Source organism: Bordetella tumulicola (assembly GCF_965138755.1).
In the GTDB taxonomy this organism is placed as follows: domain Bacteria; phylum Pseudomonadota; class Gammaproteobacteria; order Burkholderiales; family Burkholderiaceae_B; genus Bordetella_A; species Bordetella_A tumulicola.
This window is the reverse complement of record NZ_CBCSFP010000001.1, coordinates 558,577-574,843: the sequence shown is the minus strand read 5'-3', so window position 1 is coordinate 574,843 and position 16,267 is coordinate 558,577. Positions and strand designations below refer to the sequence as shown.

Annotated in this window: 17 protein-coding genes; 9 read left to right on the top strand and 8 right to left on the bottom strand. The window is 58.3% G+C overall.

Features of this window, described 5'->3' with window-relative positions; all coding sequences use genetic code 11:
- Positions 1 to 68: 68 nt before the first annotated feature.
- Together ACNAZS_RS02705 and ACNAZS_RS02700 are read right to left on the bottom strand one after the other, a co-directional pair.
- Positions 69 to 758, bottom strand: coding sequence for a hypothetical protein (locus ACNAZS_RS02705; protein ID WP_415785889.1), 690 nt, complete (start codon positions 756 to 758; stop codon positions 69 to 71).
- A 266-nt stretch (positions 759 to 1,024) separates the two neighbouring features.
- Positions 1,025 to 1,513, bottom strand: a complete 489-nt coding sequence (locus ACNAZS_RS02700; protein ID WP_415785887.1) for a DUF2938 domain-containing protein — start codon at positions 1,511 to 1,513, stop codon at positions 1,025 to 1,027.
- Positions 1,514 to 1,595: 82 nt separating this feature from the next.
- Here ACNAZS_RS02700 and ACNAZS_RS02695 point away from each other — a divergent pair, with 82 nt between their 5' ends.
- Positions 1,596 to 1,997, top strand: a complete 402-nt coding sequence (locus ACNAZS_RS02695; RefSeq protein WP_415785885.1) for a helix-turn-helix domain-containing protein — start codon at positions 1,596 to 1,598, stop codon at positions 1,995 to 1,997.
- A gap of 27 nt (positions 1,998 to 2,024) precedes the next feature.
- Here the strand turns inward: ACNAZS_RS02695 and ACNAZS_RS02690 are convergent, their stop codons facing one another.
- Genes ACNAZS_RS02690 through ACNAZS_RS02670 form a run of 5 tightly spaced genes read right to left on the bottom strand, consistent with a single transcriptional unit; the run spans position 2,025 to position 7,050 of the window.
- A complete protein-coding gene (locus ACNAZS_RS02690; protein WP_415785883.1) occupies positions 2,025 to 3,038 on the bottom strand; it encodes a proline racemase family protein in 1,014 nt (337 codons plus the stop codon).
- Positions 3,039 to 3,080: 42 nt separating this feature from the next.
- Positions 3,081 to 3,842, bottom strand: a complete 762-nt coding sequence (locus ACNAZS_RS02685) for an ABC transporter permease (RefSeq protein WP_415785881.1) — start codon at positions 3,840 to 3,842, stop codon at positions 3,081 to 3,083.
- 23 nt (positions 3,843 to 3,865) lie between these two features.
- A complete protein-coding gene (locus ACNAZS_RS02680) occupies positions 3,866 to 4,708 on the bottom strand; it encodes an ABC transporter permease (protein WP_415785879.1) in 843 nt (280 codons plus the stop codon).
- Positions 4,708 to 5,847 (bottom strand): ABC transporter ATP-binding protein, encoded by a 1,140-nt coding sequence (locus tag ACNAZS_RS02675; RefSeq protein ID WP_415785877.1) that lies wholly within the window; start codon positions 5,845 to 5,847, stop codon positions 4,708 to 4,710. The genes ACNAZS_RS02680 and ACNAZS_RS02675 overlap by 1 nt, the downstream gene beginning before the upstream one ends.
- A 45-nt stretch (positions 5,848 to 5,892) precedes the next feature.
- On the bottom strand, positions 5,893 to 7,050 hold the full coding sequence (locus ACNAZS_RS02670) for an ABC transporter substrate-binding protein (RefSeq protein ID WP_415785875.1): 1,158 nt from the start codon (positions 7,048 to 7,050) through the stop codon (positions 5,893 to 5,895).
- Between ACNAZS_RS02670 and ACNAZS_RS02665 the strand changes: the two genes are divergently transcribed.
- Positions 7,049 to 8,107 (top strand): GlxA family transcriptional regulator, encoded by a 1,059-nt coding sequence (locus tag ACNAZS_RS02665; RefSeq protein ID WP_415785873.1) that lies wholly within the window; start codon positions 7,049 to 7,051, stop codon positions 8,105 to 8,107. The genes ACNAZS_RS02670 and ACNAZS_RS02665 overlap by 2 nt on opposite strands.
- A gap of 93 nt (positions 8,108 to 8,200) precedes the next feature.
- Here the strand turns inward: ACNAZS_RS02665 and ACNAZS_RS02660 are convergent, their stop codons facing one another.
- Positions 8,201 to 8,935, bottom strand: coding sequence for an IclR family transcriptional regulator (locus ACNAZS_RS02660; protein WP_415785871.1), 735 nt, complete (start codon positions 8,933 to 8,935; stop codon positions 8,201 to 8,203).
- 348 nt (positions 8,936 to 9,283) lie between these two features.
- Here ACNAZS_RS02660 and ACNAZS_RS02655 point away from each other — a divergent pair, with 348 nt between their 5' ends.
- The 7 genes from ACNAZS_RS02655 (at position 9,284) to ACNAZS_RS02625 (ending at position 16,238) form a co-directional block, all read left to right on the top strand.
- A complete protein-coding gene (locus ACNAZS_RS02655) occupies positions 9,284 to 10,807 on the top strand; it encodes an aldehyde dehydrogenase (RefSeq protein ID WP_415785869.1) in 1,524 nt (507 codons plus the stop codon).
- Positions 10,808 to 10,823: 16 nt separating this feature from the next.
- Positions 10,824 to 11,594: an SDR family NAD(P)-dependent oxidoreductase gene (locus tag ACNAZS_RS02650; RefSeq protein WP_415785867.1), complete on the top strand. Its 771-nt coding sequence runs from the start codon at positions 10,824 to 10,826 to the stop codon at positions 11,592 to 11,594.
- 81 nt (positions 11,595 to 11,675) lie between these two features.
- Positions 11,676 to 12,872, top strand: coding sequence for an ABC transporter substrate-binding protein (locus ACNAZS_RS02645; RefSeq protein ID WP_415785865.1), 1,197 nt, complete (start codon positions 11,676 to 11,678; stop codon positions 12,870 to 12,872).
- 15 nt (positions 12,873 to 12,887) lie between these two features.
- Positions 12,888 to 13,763, top strand: a complete 876-nt coding sequence (locus ACNAZS_RS02640; RefSeq protein ID WP_415785863.1) for a branched-chain amino acid ABC transporter permease — start codon at positions 12,888 to 12,890, stop codon at positions 13,761 to 13,763.
- A complete protein-coding gene (locus ACNAZS_RS02635; protein WP_415785861.1) occupies positions 13,763 to 14,812 on the top strand; it encodes a branched-chain amino acid ABC transporter permease in 1,050 nt (349 codons plus the stop codon). Before ACNAZS_RS02640 ends, ACNAZS_RS02635 begins: the two co-directional genes overlap by 1 nt.
- Complete coding sequence (locus ACNAZS_RS02630; protein WP_415785859.1) at positions 14,809 to 15,531, top strand: ABC transporter ATP-binding protein; 723 nt, start codon at positions 14,809 to 14,811, stop codon at positions 15,529 to 15,531. The genes ACNAZS_RS02635 and ACNAZS_RS02630 overlap by 4 nt, the downstream gene beginning before the upstream one ends.
- Positions 15,528 to 16,238, top strand: coding sequence for an ABC transporter ATP-binding protein (locus ACNAZS_RS02625; protein ID WP_415785857.1), 711 nt, complete (start codon positions 15,528 to 15,530; stop codon positions 16,236 to 16,238). Before ACNAZS_RS02630 ends, ACNAZS_RS02625 begins: the two co-directional genes overlap by 4 nt.
- The last annotated feature ends 29 nt before the right edge of the window (positions 16,239 to 16,267 follow it).

The window sequence follows — 16,267 nt, the reverse complement described above, 5'->3', positions numbered from 1 at the left end:
AGTCAAATTGTATCTGCGTTGCAAACGCAATGTGGCGCCGGCCTGGCTGTACCTGTTTTGCTGGGGATTCATTTCGCCTTGGACGTGTCTCCGCAAGGCCGCGTTGGCTCGCGCTGTGCACACGCCAATCCCCACACCGTCAAGCCCAGTGTGCACGCATTAAGTAGATGCCACATAAAGTGGGTGCCATGGGGCCAGGCGCCGCACAGTGTCGAATCAATTTGTCTGAGCGCCATACTGCACGCGAACACGAGCCAGGCATACCCCAATGGTCTGGCGACGGCCAGCTGGCGCCGTCGCGCAGCATCCAGGCAGGCCAGCAGCAACACGGTCCAGGCGGCGAGGTAGGCGGCTGGCTGCATGTCGATCGACTGCCAGACCCAGCCCAGGGCGGTGGATAGCAACAGGAAGCCGGGGACGCCTAGCCAGGCTAGTCGCCAGGGCCAATGCCACACACGGTGCAGGTACACGACGCACCAAGCGTGCAGGTATAGGGCAATGCCCACCACATCGGCCAAGCCGGCCGCGCGCGTAGCCAGCGTGTGCAGCGCCAGGCTACCTGCACCCACCACCAGGAGCAGCAGTATCAAGACCTTGAGGTCGGTTGTGAGTACCTTGCCGCGACGGCGGCACACGGCGACAACAACCCCAGCGGCAATCCAGAACGCGAGGTTGGTCATCGCGTTCAACGGCTCGTTCCAGAGGCCTGAGGCAGTGCGTTCGCAGTAAAGGTCCAGGTATGCAGTCCAGTCGTCCATTACAGGTCCGATGCAAAGCGGCGCCAGCCACGTTGTAGTATTTCGGTAGTGAATGAACGACGGCTTTCGTACCGGGAAATAGACTTCGCCACCACAACCGACAGCTTGCGGGATTGTACTGGGGAGAGCAGACGTGCCAATCCGAGCAAGGGCGCATCAATCATCATCAACTGAGGTTTCAGCAAGATGTCACGCGCAATCGCCAGTTGTTGTTGCTCGCCGCCGGAATCTCGCGAGGCGCTTATCGATAGTGGCTCAGCCCACTTTCACGCGTAGGCGATCAGTACGGCAGACAGATAGAGACCTAGCCCGAAGACGGTATGCGTCATCACACTGCGTAAGCAATTCTTCGCTGGCGTGGGCGTCTTGGAGGATGCAAATCCTGCCCCCATAGCGGGTTGTATAACGAACAGTGGCACCGCAACGGTCGCCGCACCCACGGAAATGGCTGGCATCAAGATGGGTTGATGCAGCCAATCAACGCCTTGAATGCACACCAACAGCCATGCGAAAGCAATGCCCACGGCGTAGTGCGCTATCCAACCCAAGGTCAGTTCGCCCCGGATGGGGCTTGCTTGCCCAATGCTGGCGTGCGCGAACTTACCGCGCCATAAATGACCTATCCAGCGACCGACCAGTGCGAAGCTGAGCGTTGGAACGCCAAGGACCTTCATGAAGATGAGCCATACGTCCATGACGGCGGTGGCGCCGATCCCCATCAAAACGATCCGCGCTACATCTTCCAGCGTTGCCATATTTACCTCTCTCACATTGACCTATTCACTTTCCAGGTGCATGATAAAAGTTGAAGTCAACTTTAAGTCAAGGGGTCTGTGAATGGATATTGCCGAGGTCGCAAAACGCACCGGCGTTCCCGCCCATACGCTGCGTTTCTATGAACAAAAGGGCTTGATTGCGTCAGCGGGCCCACGAGGGGTGCGCCGCCAGTTTGCGCCTAACGTGCTGGACCAGTTGGCCCTCATCGCGCTTGGTCAGGCTGGCGGCCTCTCGTTGGATGAGATACGCGCCATGCTCTCTCCAAGCGGAGGACCGCTTATTGATAGAGGTGTGTTGTCGGCCAAGGCAGATGAGATTGATGCGACCGTCAAGCAGCTTCGGGCAATGAGTCGGGGGCTGCGGCATGCGGCCGCATGCCCGGCCCCTAACCACGCTGAGTGTCCGACATTTCAGCGGTTGCTCAAGGCTGCGGCTACCGGTGCCTTAAGGCGGCGACGGTAGCCGACTTCGCATTCCGCGGCTGGTTTATCAGCGGATCAAAAAGCCCGCGCCCACCGGATCATTGCGGTCGATCGCCCAGCGTGCTGTGCCCAGGATGCTAGCGGTACCTTTGACCGTCGGGCGCACGGCACGGGTGCCGTCCAGATCAACTTCGCCCAGCAGGCAACCCTCGAACGTGCCGCTGCCCAGTAAACCTTCGGACAGGATGGGTTGATTCAATCCCATTTTGCCGCGCGCTTCGAACATGGCCATCATGGCACTCGTTCCGGTTCCGCCGGGCGAGCGATCGAGCTGACCGGCGCTGAATACGTGTACGTTTTTGTAGAACGCACCTTCGATCGTGGCGGGATGCCAGAACGTGACGTAGTTCAGGTTGTTGATATGGCCCTGGGTCGGATGCTGGATCTTACGGGTCTGGTTGATCTGGTCGCGCACCAGAATCCCCAGGCGCGAAAGCTCGCTGCCGTTGTCGGGAGAGATGCGTAGGGCGCAGTCGGTCAGGTCGACGATACCGAAGTAATTACCGCCCCACACAATGTCGGCCTTCAGGTCACCGTAGCCCGGGATGTGTACGGGAATGTCTTGCGCCTCGACGTAGGCCGGTACGTTCTCAAAACGCGTCCACAGTACCTCGTCGCCATCGGACGCGACTTCGGAAACGACCAACCCGGCCGTCGTCTCGAAACGGATGGTGGTCATGCCGTTCTCGCCGCGTGGCACCAGACCCAGCGCAACCATGGCCATGCTGACGGCGATGGTGCCGTGTCCGCACATATGGGAATACTCGGTGCCGTCGATGTAAATCAGACCGGCGTCGAATTCCGGGCTTGAAGGGGGGGTGAGAAACACACCGAACATGTCGCTGTGACCTCTGGGTTCACGCATCAGCGCTTTGCGCAGCCAATCGTAGTTCGCTTCCAGGAACGCACGCTTCTCGAGAATGGATGAGCCTGCAGGGTAGGGGATACCGCTGTGGATGATGCAAAGGGGCTCGCCCTCGGTATGGGTATAGATGACGTCGAACGCGTCTTGCTTGCGCATGACTGGTACTCCTGACTGAAAGAGGAAGGAAAAAAGGACGGGCTATTCGCGGTCGGACAACATGTCCAGGCCGATGGTCAGATCCAGAATAACGATGGCGAGGACGGCGGCGATGATGGTCGCGCCCGAGACTGCCGCGATGGTCGGGTCGATCGTGTACTGCACGTAGTTGAAGAGCTTGACCGGTATCGTATTGAGGTCGGCCGTGGTGTTGAAAATCGAGAGCTCGACATTGATGAATGACGAGATGAATGCAAAGATTGAACCGGTCACAATGCCCGGGCGTATCTGCGGCAGGACGACCAGGAAAAATGTGGTCCAGGGACGAGCGCCCAGATCGGAGGACGCCTCTTCAAGTGCGCGCTGTTCGGGCGTGAGCAGTGCAAACGCCGAGCGCAATACGAACGGGGCGACGATGACGGTATGGCCAACCAGCAGGGCAAGAAAATTGCGCGTCAGGCCGAAGTACGCGCCGAACTGCAGCAGGGCGGCGCCCAGCACGATGTGCGGCAGGACCAGGGGCGACATCAGGATGGAGGATACGGCGGCTTTTCCGGGAAACGAAAACCGGGCCAACGCCAATGCCGCGGGTACTGTCATGATTACCGCCAGGATCGTGGCGGCGCCGGCCAACAGTGTGCTGGTGGCAAAAGACGACACGTAGCTAGGATCGGCCATCATTTTTCGATACCAATCCAGCGTGATACCTTCGGGTGGGAAAGCCAGAAACGGTGTTGTGCTCAGCGACGCGCCTAGAATGACTACCAGCGGTAGTACAAGATAGGCCAACAGAGCCCAGGACACGATTCGGATCAAGAAGCGGCCGATCACAATGTGCTTCCTTTTAGAGTACCAACGCGGGCGGCCAGGCCGACCATGGCCATCGTGAAGATCAGCAGCACTACGCTCAACGCGCCGCCATAATGAAAATCGAAGACTGAGCTGTACTGTTGGAAGATGAGCATGGACAGCACCGATATGCGACCACCCGAAAGCAGGGCGGGTGTGACGTAGGCGCTGACGGCCAGCGTAAATACCATGATGGCGCCAGACATGATGCCGGGAAGTGTCAATGGCAGCGTGACGTGCATGAAGGTCGCGCCAGGGCGTGCACCGAGGTCGGAAGAGGCGTGTTCCAGACTGGTGTCGACGCACGCCAGCGCATTGCCCACGGCCAGCACGACAAAGGGAAGCAGCACATACACCATGCCGATCAGGATGCCGAGTTCGGTCCCCAGAAATCTGACGGGGCGATCGACCAGACCCATCCCCATCAGCCCGTCATTGACCAGACCGTTGCGACCCAGAAGCACCATCCAGCCGAAAGACCGAACGATATTGCTGGTGAACAGGGGGACGACCAGCATGATCACGCACACCCGGCGCCACGTACGCCAGCGCACAATGCGTACCAAATACCACGCCAGGGGGTAGCCCAGCAGCAGGCAGGCGATGGTGGTATAGAGTCCGATCCGAAACGTCACCAGGATCACATCCCAGTGGTACCGGTCGGCCAGCACGCGCACGTAATGATCGAATGTCAGACCTGTGTCACCGTTTGACGAGGTCAGGCTGGCAATCACTACGGTGGCAAGAGGCGCCAGGAAAAAAGCCGCGAAAAAAGCCAGCGGTATCACCAGCAGCAGGAAAGGGGTGCGCAGGCGAGACATCACACCGTCTCGCCGATGAGGTGCATGCGGTTGGGCTGCCACCATAGTGCGACCGATTTTCCGACAGCCAGGGACTCGTCGGGCAAGCCTGGTACACGTGCCAGCACTGTAAGCTCGCCTACCCGCGTATGCACGACGGTATGACTGCCAACGCTGACCAGATCGGTGACGACGGCCGTCAGTTGCAGACAACCGGCGGGCACGGCATTTGAGGTGACGTCTGCGGGTGTCCCCAGTGAGCCTACGGGGTCGGCCGTCGTGCTGTCGATGTCGCCGGACGCTGGCGCCGCGACTTGAATGTCTTCCGGTCGTAGTACGGCGATCCCGTGTGTGGCTACGGGCACCGGAACATGGGCGGGCAAGATGAGCCCAGTCCCATCCAGCGATACCTGTGCTTCGCTATCGCGGGCCCAGGGCAAGATGTTGGCTTCGCCGATGAATTCTGCAACGAAGCGGGAAGCGGGCCGGCGATAGATGTCCGCTCCCGTACCGACCTGTTCTATTCGACCGCCATGCATCACCACGATGCGATCGGCCATGGTCATGGCTTCTTCCTGATCGTGCGTGACGAACAAAAAGGCGATGCCCAGTTTTTGTTGCAGGTGTTTGAGCTCCAGCTGTACACGCTTGCGCAGTTTTAAATCCAGCGCGGAAAGAGGCTCGTCCAGCAGCAGGAGCTTGGGACGATTGACGATGGCCCGTGCCAATGCAACGCGTTGCTGTTGCCCGCCGGACAGTTCGCGCGGAAAACGTTCTGCGAACTCGCCCAGACCCACCATATCCAGGGCTTCCCGCGATCGTTCTTGCGCTTCGCGTCGGGACATGCCGGTGCGGCGTGGTCCATACATGACGTTGCCCGACACCGAGAGGTGCGGAAACAGGGCGTAATTCTGGAACACGGTATTCAAGGGCCGGCGATAAGGCGCAAGGGTGCTCACATCCTGATCCTCGATCAGAACCCGACCGGTCGTGGGCATCAGAAACCCCGCAATGGTGCGCAGGAGTGTGGTTTTGCCGCAGCCGCTGGGCCCGAGCAAGGCAATGAATTCGCCTTGCTCGACGGACAGATGGATGTGATCCAACGCAGTCGAAGCGCCGAAGCGTTGGCATATGCCGTCCAGAGTCAATAACGCTGACATCGATAAACCTTGTTGTTGGCGTGTCGGACTTGATTCGACTTACGTCTAGCGGGCGACCTGGCGATTCCAGGTATCGGTGATGGCGGCGCGTCGGGCATTGACCATGCTCCAGTCGAACAACGCCAGGTTGTCGACTGAACCTGTCGCACCCCAAGGCAGCTTTCGGGCCACATCCTCGGCGACCTTCACGCCTTGCACGGCGGGTCCGAGATAAAGGCGAGTTGCCAGGCACGATGCGGCATCGGGGGTAAGGGCCGTGTTGATGAACTGTTGCGCAGCCTGTTTATTGGGCCCGTTTTTGACGAGGTGCAAGCGGGCGTCGGTGGCCCATGCACCTTCCTTGGGCACCACAAACCCGATGGGCATCCCTTTGTCGATCAGGTCCCATGCGCCCACGTTGAAGTGCGCGCCGATAATGGCCTCGCCGCTTTGGTAGGCGTTGGTGGCGGCACCCGAGCTGTCAAAGAACAGGGCCGTATCGAGTTTCGATAATCGTGCAAATAACGGGTCGAGGTTGTCGCCGTCAACACCGAATATCTTGGCCAGGAACAGCACGAAGGGCACACCCGACGAGTTCGACGGCGAAGGGATGGCGACCGCGCCTGCGTATTCGGGCTTCCACAGGTCTTGCCAACTGGTGGGCGGTGTCTTGATTTCCTGGGTGTTGTAGGTCAGGCCCAGCGAGTAGTAGCCCGATCCTACGGCAAAGGTGTTTTCCCCCGACTTGTACACGGCCTGTTTGAGCAGGTTTTTCATGTTCGGAATGGCGGCCGGTTCAAGCGAATCGAGTACGCCTGCGGCTTGTGCGAGTTCGCTGATACCGCCGTCCATGTAGGCGACATCGATGGTCGGTGCGGATTTCTGTTGCTGCAGCTTGGCCAGGGTCGTGGTCGACGTGCCGACATCGGCATTGACTCGCACGCCGGTCGCTTTGGTATACGGGTCGGCTACGCAGGCGCGAAATGCTTCGCCCCAATTTCCGCCGTACCAGGCAACCGTAATGCTCTTGTCTTGCGCCAGAACGTGTTGGGACATCAGGCCGCTGGCAAGCAAAGCGGCTGCGGTCAACGTACTACGTATCGGTCGTGCCATGACGTTTTCCCCTTGTCGATCATTTTTAATGGTGACGTACGGTGCCATCTTGCCGATTGTGCTGTACGCTCGCTTGAAATCCTGGGTCATAAACTTGAATAATTGCGACATGGCTTCTTCGACTGCGCCTGCGTTTTCTGGTTCTCCCTATGAAGACGCGCTTTTGCCATCGTATGAGGGGAAACCCCAGCTGACGGTCGGCTGCATCCTGCTCGACCAATTTACGCTCACGGCATTTGCAGGGTTTGTCGACGCGTTGCGACTGGCGGGCGACCATGGCGGACGCAGCCGCCAGATTCATACGGCCTGGAAAGTGATGAGCTGGGATGGCAAGCCGCGGCGCGCTAGCGCCGGGATGACGCTGGACGTGGAGTGCGCGCTTGATGCGGTGGATCCGTCGCAGTTCGATTATGTCGCGGTGTGTGGGGGAAATGATTACCCGAATGTTCACCTACCACCGGTGCTCAGGGACTGGTTGCTAAAGGCCGTGTCCAAGCGCGTCAGGCTGTTGGGGATCTGCACCGGGACCTTTGCCTTGGCACAAGCGGGTGTGGTGCAGTCGCGTGCCGTGTGCGTGCATTGGAATGTGCTGGATGCCTTTCGTGCCAAGTTTCCTGGAACGCGTGCGATGGTTGATCGCCTGTTTATCGACGAGGGCGACCTGATTACGTGTGCAGGATCGACTGCCGCCATTGACCTCGGTCTGTATCTGGTCGCGCGCCATTGCGGGCGGGACAAGGCGCAGCAGGCGGTGCGGCACATGATGCTGCAGGGCATGCGTCCTGCACGTTTGCCGCAGGCCCATTTTTATACCGACCTCACCGGCATTCAGGACGTGCGTGTGCGGCAGGCTGCGCATTTTATTGAGCAGCGCATGGACGATCCGCCTTCGGCTGATGCCGTCGCTCGTTATGTCGGATTGGGGCGGCGTCAGCTCGAGCGTGCCTTTCATGCTGCGTTGGGTGTTTCCCCCATGGCTTTTCAGCGTCGCCTGCGGCTGGACTATGGTCGCTGGCTACTGGTCAATCGCCCCAGCAACGTCACACAGATTGCGCTGGACTGCGGCTTTGCCGACGGTGCGCATTTCTCGCGTGATTTTCGAGAGCGCTTCGGCATGTCGCCGCGTATTTATCAAAAAACGCATGGGCAAGGGCGACGTTCGCTTTAGGGCGCAGCCGCGAGAATTCGGTCTTGAAGATGATGCCGAGACCTGGTGCTACGCGTTCGCAGTAAAGGCCCAGGTATGCAGTCCAGTCGTTGATTACAGATCCGATGCAAAGCGACGCAAGCCACGCTGCAGTATTTCGGCAGTGAGTAAACGACGGCTTTCGCACCGGGAAATCGGCCCCGCCACGACAATCGATAGCTTGCGAGACTGTACTGGCAAGGCCAGGGATACACCGACCAGGTCGGGCAGGTACTCGGCGTGGCTTTGAAAATAGCCGCGTTCTACCGAGTGTCGGATTTCAGACTCGACCTCATCGATGCTCATGGGCGTGGTGTCGGTGTAGCGTTGAAATTCTATTTTTCGGTATATCGATTGGCGTTCTTGTTGGCTGTACTGCACCAGAATCGCACGACCAGCCGAGCTGGCATGGATGGGGACTCGACTGCCTACCTGTGCGAAATAGCGTATGGGCTGGCTGGACTCCGCGACGTGCACGAACATGACATGCGTACCCGCACAGGCGCCGATGGCGGTGGTTTCGCCTGTTTCCTGGGCGACCTCTTTGGCTAATTGTAGTAACGCCTCTGGCAAGGGATCTGCGTCGGCGATCGGAGCGATAGTTGCCGCCCATTGCGGGCTTGGGTAATACCCGCCTCGTGCTCGCGGTTCATACAGATAGCCTTTACTCGCCAGGGTGCCAATCAGATTGAAGGCGCTGGATCTGGGCCAACCAAGCTCATCAGCCAATTCGGCAAGCGTCGCGGGGCGCCTGCGTTTGGCGAAATACTCAAGAAGCGTCAGGACGTTTGCAGCTTGTTTGACCTGCATGGGGGCTGTGTACCTTTGATTGGATCGGTGGGAGTGGGGTTCGACTCTATCAATATATGCGGATGTGCATTCACGAAGAGGGCATATTGGTCCGAATTTAATACGAAGACTAAAAATTCATGATCATGAATTTTATATGAAAGAAAAGAATCAAGTGAAAATTAATTTCATCGTTGAGTTTGGAAAATAATTTATAAAAATTCATTAAATCAACGAATTAGACACGTACAACTTCAATAATCGTTGCCTGATGGTGTTCTATTCGGGATTCTACCTATTCTGTGTGTTGTATTTTAAATCCAATATTGTGGATAAATAATTCACATACAAGATTAATTGGAGACTGGAATGCATCGAGATGGCATTGCCACATCGCATCCCCCCCGCCATGAAGGGGCATTGCGACGCTATGAAAAACTCTTCATCGGTGGGGAGTGGGTGGCACCCATAGACGGCGGGTTCATCGATAGTATTGATCCCGCAACCGGCAAACCCTGGGCCGTGGTGGCCTACGGGGGGCCTCAGGATATCGATCGGGCCGTGCAGGCTGCGCGTGCCGCTTTCGAGGGCCCATGGGGGCGTATGCCGGGCTGGGAACGCGCGGCACTGCTACTTCGTCTGGCTGATGTTTATCAGAAGCATGCATCCGAACTTGCTGTTCTCGAGTCACGTGATTCGGGTCGAGCCTTGCGTGACGCGCGAGTGGATGTCGGTAGTCATCACCAGTGGTATCGATGGTATGCGTCTCTCGCGGACAAGCTGTCGGGCCGTACGATTCCTATGGATGATTCCGTTCATGTCTACACGACGAGATTGCCGGTAGGCGTAGTGGGCGCGATTGTGCCCTGGAATGTGCCGTTGATGGCGGCGACTTGGAAACTGGCTCCCGCTCTGGCGGCGGGCTGCACCGTGGTGTTGAAACCCGCCGAGCAGACGCCGGTCACCGCACTGGAGCTTGCACGGCTTATTGAAGAGGCTGGCTTTCCTCCTGGCGTTGTCAATGTTGTGCCAGGCTATGGCCACGAAGCCGGCGCCGCATTGGTCGCGCACGAAGGTGTCGACAAGATTGCGTTCACCGGAGAGGGCAACACCGCCAAAGATATTCTGCGCACCGGTGCCGAGAGCCTCAAGCGCTTTACGTTTGAGCTCGGGGGCAAAGCCCCGCATATTATTTTTGCGGATGCCGACCTTGAGCAGGCGCTCAACGCAGCGACAGGATCGGCATGGACACTATGCGGCCAAAGCTGCGCGCTCGGTTCACGCGTTCTGGTGGAGCGCCCCGTCTACGATCAGGTGGTAGAGGCTTTTGCGCAGAGAGCGTCTCGGGTGCGTGTCGGCATGCCTCTGGACGAGGCAACGCATATGGGCCCGCAGGCACACCAGGCTCAGCTTGATAAAACGCTTTCGTATATCGATATTGGCGTCAGCGAAGGCGCACAGCTTGTGACCGGCGGCAAACGCCTGGATGAGCCGGCATTGGCCGACGGCTATTTTGTCGCGCCAACGGTGTTTGCCGGAGTCAATAATCAAATGCGCATCGCGCGCGAAGAGATTTTCGGACCGGTGGCGGCACTGATTCCATTTGATGGTGAGGACGAAGCCATCGCTATTGCGAACGACACTCGCTATGGGCTGACAGCAGGGCTGTGGTCGCGTGACGTGGGTCGCTGCCATCGCGTGGCGGCGCGCATTGACGCCGGCATGGTGTGGGTCAATACCTATCGATACATACGCTGGTCTACACCCTATGGCGGTATGAAGGCCAGCGGGTGGGGCCGCGAGAATGGCCTTGAGGCGCTCGACAGTTTTCTCGAGACGCGCACGACGATTGTCAGCACTACGGGAAAATTCCCGGACGCATACGCGCAATAAGCGAAAGAGGAAAATCATGCGATTGAAAAACAAGCTGGCAGTCATCACGGCTGCCGCATCGGGAATGGGCCGCGCCGGCGTAGAGCTGTTTATCCGTGAAGGCGCCCGCGTGGCGGCGGTGGATGTCAATCCGGAAGCTTTAAAAACCTTGGCCGCCGACGTCGAGGCCAGGGGAGGCAAGCTTGAAACGATTGTTGCCGACCTCACTACCGAGGAGGGGGCCAAAGACAGCATTCACGAAGCGGCGCGCAAACTGGGCGGCATTGATATTTTATGGGCTCATGCCGGTATGCCGGGTCCGGGGCCCATTGAAAATCTGGATTTGGTTCATTACCACAAAGCGATGTCGTTGAATGTGACGTCAGCCATTCTGGGCGCTGGCGAGGCGGTGGGGTACATGCGTAAGCGCCAGGGAGGCGCCATTGTATTCACCTCATCGATCTCGGGGCTGGTGGGTTCTATGTTCAGCCCGATCTACTCTACCGCCAAATTCGGCATCGTCGGCCTGGGCAAGTCGCTTGCGCAAAGTTTCGCCGCGGACGGCGTGCGGGTCAATGTCGTGTGTCCGGGTTTGGCCGACACACCGATGAAAACTGGATTCACCAACCGTGGTGGTGACGCGGCCCAGGCCGAGGAAAATGAAAAGCGCCTGTTGACCACAGTACCCATGGGCAGGTTGGCCCGAGCAGAGGAAGTGGCGCATGCCGTGCTTTGGCTGGCATCGGATGACGCGTCCTTTGTCACCGGGGTGGCCTTGCCGGTAGACGGTGGCTATACCTGCCGCTAAGCCGGCCTGCAGAAAAAAAGGCCGATAAGGCCACTCGATCACCCCGGCGATTGGGTTCGCCACAAGGAGGAGGCAATGCAGATGTCGAAAATCAAAATAATAGGGTCAATGTTTTCTTGCGCGCTGATCGCCATGGCGAGTGCATGGTCGGCTCATGCCGCTGACACCGTCAAGATCGGCGTGCTGGTCCCCATGACCGGCGCTACTGCCGCGGATGGCGATAGACTGTTGCGCGCGCACAAGCTAGCCGCCAAGCAGATCAATGAACAAGGGGGTATCAAGTCGCTCAATGGGGCCAAGGTGGAGTTGGTGGTCGCCGATACGCAATCCAAGCCGGAAGTCTCGCGCAGCGAGGCCGATCGCCTGATATCGCGGAGCAAGGTCAGTGCCTTGATGGGCGCATGGTCATCGGCGGTCACTATTCCTGCTTTGCAGGTTGCCGAGCGCTACAAAACCCCTTTCGTTGTGACCAGCGCCGTGACTGATAGCATTACGGAAAAAAACCTGAAGTTTGTTTTCCGGGTTTCGCCCAAGGGCAGTTGGGCGGCCGACAACGTCATGGATTTCATGGCGTTTCTTGGAGACAAGGGCAAGCCCATCAAAAAGGTAGCTATAGCCTATGAGGACGGTCCGTTTGGCCAGGGTGTCGCCAAAGGGTACAAGGCCAAGCTGAGTGAGCGCGGCATCAATGTGGTGGCTGAGGAGAGCTTTCGCACAGGCTCGGCCGATCTGAGCACACAGGCGGTCAAGCTCAAGGCCAGCGGCGCTGACTTGGTGCTGATCGTTTGCTATGTAGACGACGAAACGGTATTGCTGCGCGCCATGGCGGCCCAGAAATTTCAGCCCATGATCCTGGGTTTTGGCGGCCATGTGCATCCGACCCTGTTGCAGTTGGGTCCATTGGTAGAGAACACCTTTGGCATTGTGGAGTGGATGCAGGATGTCAAAAAGCCCGCGGCCGAAAATTTCGTCGCGGCTTACAAGGCCGAGTATGGGGATATCCCTTTGAGCCATTCCGCGCAAGCGTACGCGTCGACCTGGGCGGTAGCGCTGGCTGTCGACAAGGCGGGATCGGCTGATCCCGTCAAGGTGCGCGATGCGCTCGCGACCCTGAATCTGCCTGATGGCCCCGCCTCCTTGCTGCCTGAAGATGCGCTGGCCTTTGACGAGCATGGCCAGAACCATGTCAGGTACGTGATCGCGCAAGTGATCGACAACGAGTTTGTCACCGTCTGGCCCGAGGCTGTGGCGAGCAAGCAAGTGGTCATTCCAGAGTAAAACCGAACCGAACCCATGACAGTCGGAATACTGCTCCAGGCGTTAATCGGAGGGCTGGCCAACGGCGCGATGTATGGTTTGATCGCCGTGGGCCTGACCCTGGTCTTTGGTGTGATGCGGATCATCAACTTTGCCCACGGGGAGTTTTTGATGATCGCCATGTATGCCGCATATTTCTTATGGGCATTGCTTGGTCTGGACCCCATTGTGGCGATCTTGGTGGTCACGCCTGTGCTGATGCTCTGCGGCGTGCTGCTGTACGTTGGTGTGTTGCGCTTTGCCATACGCGTGCCGGAAATTAATCAGATGGCGGTCACGATTGGTTTGTCGCTTCTGATCCAGCATTTTGCCTTGCTGTTGTTCACGGGAGATAACCGCCTGGTCGTTCTGCCGCGCTCTACAGAAGGGTTCGGCGTGGGGATGGTGATGCTGCAGGTGCCGCAAATGATCGCCGGCGCGGCATCTTTTCTGTTATTGGGTGTGTTGTACCTTCTGCTGCGGCGCACGGATTTCGGCCTCATGATGCGGGCGGTCTCACAGTCGCATGACGGGGCGTCTTTATCTGGAATAGATATCGGACGCGTGTATCGGTGGGCCATGGCCGTAGGTATCGGCGCGTTGGGGGTGGCAGGGCCCTTGTTGGTTTCGGTCCTCTATGTGAATCCCGCGGTCGGTGCTCTGTTTACGCTCAAGGCCTTCGTCATTGTGATTGTGGGGGGGCTGGGCAGTTTTGGTGGTGCTTTGCTTGGCGGCCTGATCGTCGGGGTTGCCGAAAGCGTGGCCGTGGCATGGTTCTCGGCCTCTATCGCGGCGGCTGTACCGTTCGTGCTGCTGATCCTCATATTGTTGCTGCGGCCCGAGGGCCTTTTGTCCAGAAGAGGGGCCCACTGATGAAGCAATATTCGAGTTTGCTGGTGGTCTGTTCTGTCGTGAGTGCGGCCTTTCTTTATGCGCTGACCGACAACTATTTGATGGACGTGTTTGTACTCACCTGCTTTTATGGTGCGTTAGCTGTGGCCTGGAACCTGATGGCCGGCATGACGGGCTTGATGTCGCTGGGTCACGCCTTGTTCGTCGGCATCGGTGCGTACAGTGTTGCCTGGGGTTATAGCGTGCACGGGTGGTCGCCGTTGATGACCTGGCCCATGGGTGTAGCGCTTTCCGTCGGGGCGGCTTACGTCATCGGCGGTTTGTGTTTTCGCTATGGACTGCGTGGCTATTTCTTTGCCATCGCGACGCTGGCCTTCAGCGAGGTTGCCTTCTTTGTCGTTTCCGCAACGGATGGGTTGGGACGTTCGGACGGCATCATAATGCCTATCGCAGACAATGGGCCTGCTCACTTACAGTTCATGGAGAAATGGCCCTATGGATTGATTATCGGCGCCATTCTCATGGCGGTCATGTTTCTGTGCCGCCTGTTGCTCAATTCGCGTACAGGCTATTACTGGCGGGCGCTGCGTGACAATGAGGACGCTGCCCAGGCGCTTGGCGTCAATGCCCGGGCCATGAAGATGCGGGCATTTCTGATCAGCGCCGCTATTTCAGGGCTGTGCGGCGCGTTTTATGCGAACTACGTTGCGTTTGTGGATCCGCGCTCAGTCTTGAGTATTGATTTGACTATACAGCTGCTGGTGTTCTCCATTATCGGCGGCATGTCCCAATTGTGGGGGCCGCTCTTGGGCGCCGGGATACTGGTACCGTTCAGTGACTTTCTGCGCGGCCTCACTGCCATTCAGGGCAGTAACGTCATTTTTTATGCGGCGCTGTTAATGATACTGGCCCTGTTGCTCCCCCAGGGAGTGGCCGGCTGGCTCGTAGAGCGCTGGCGCCGGCGTGGGGCCCGCAGAGCCGAGATCGCTCAGGGATCCGATACTGCGCAGAGACCGCTGGCGCCGGTTGCTTCTGCTTCCCGTAGTGAACAGGCGGAGACTGCGCCATGACTGCATTATTAACGGTGAATGGGCTGAGCAAATCCTTCGGGGGCCTGCACGCGCTAAAGGATGTGAGCTTCTCGGTGCAGCCCAGTGAAGTTTTTGCAGTGATAGGCCCTAACGGAGCAGGCAAGACCACGCTGTTCAACTGCCTGTCCGGCGCATTGCGTGCCAATGCGGGAGAGGTGCATTTCAAAGGGCAGCGAATCGATGGTGCCGCTTCGCATGATATCTGTCGCTACGGTCTGGTCAGGACATTCCAGATCGTCAAACCCTTTCGGGGAATGACGGTGGCCGAGAATGTAAAAGTGGCCGCCTTTTCAAGGCATGCCTCTGCAAAGCAGGCAGAACAAGCCGCGGAGGTGGTGCTGCGGGATATGGGTATGGATGGCTTGGCAGATGTCGATGCGGACACGCTCAATGTGGCTGATTTGCGCCGCCTTGAGATTGCCAGGGCGCTGGCCACCGAACCACAGCTACTGCTGCTCGATGAGATGCTGGCCGGGTTGACGGGACCCGAATCCCAGGCGATGTGCGCCCAGATCAAAAGACTCTCCGCGCGTGGGCTGGCGGTGATCGTTGTGGAGCATTCCGTGCCGGTGGTCCTGAGTTTGTGCGAAAACGCAGTGGTTTTGAATTTCGGTGAAATGATGACCTGTGGTCGCACTGAGGACGTGATTCGCGATCCACGCGTGCAGGAAGCGTATTTGGGAGGGACCGGCCAATGAGCGCCCTCAGCGTGAGTGGAGTCATCGCCGGCTACGGCAAGGCCGAGATCATCCGCGACATTGCCATAGAGATTCCGTCAGGGGGGAGAGTGGCGTTGATCGGCTCAAATGGTGCGGGCAAGAGCACGATCGTTAAAACGATCAACGGCCTCATTACGTCTCGTCGCGGGTCCATCTGCTGGGATGGCCGCGAGATCAGCAAAGATAGAGCTTCGTTGCGGACCCAGGCGGGTATCGCCACGGTGCCGGAAGGCCGCCTGTTATTCGCCGAATGTACCGTGATGGAGAATCTGATTGCGGCCTCGACGTTTGGACAGGCTAAAGCGCAACGCGTACAGACACTGGAGTATGTGCTCGATCTCTTTCCGAGGTTACGAGAACGGGCACGCCAGCGGGCCGGAACCTTGTCCGGTGGCGAGCAGCAGATGGTCGCGATAGGACGTGCATTGATGACGCGTCCTCGCCTGTTGATTTTGGACGAACCCTCAATCGGTTTGGCACCACGGATCGTCGAGGAGATCTTCTCTGTGCTGGGTGTGCTCACGCAAACAGGGTTGAGTTTGCTGTTGGTTGAGCAGAATGTTCAACTCAGCCTGAGGTCTGTCGACTATGCCTATGTGTTGCAACGCGGTGAGTTGGTCAACCAGGGGCCCGCGAATCAGCTAATGAACGATCCGACCGTGAAGGCTGCATATTTTGGGAGTTAGTCGTAAATTTGCCCTTGATAACCGTTGGT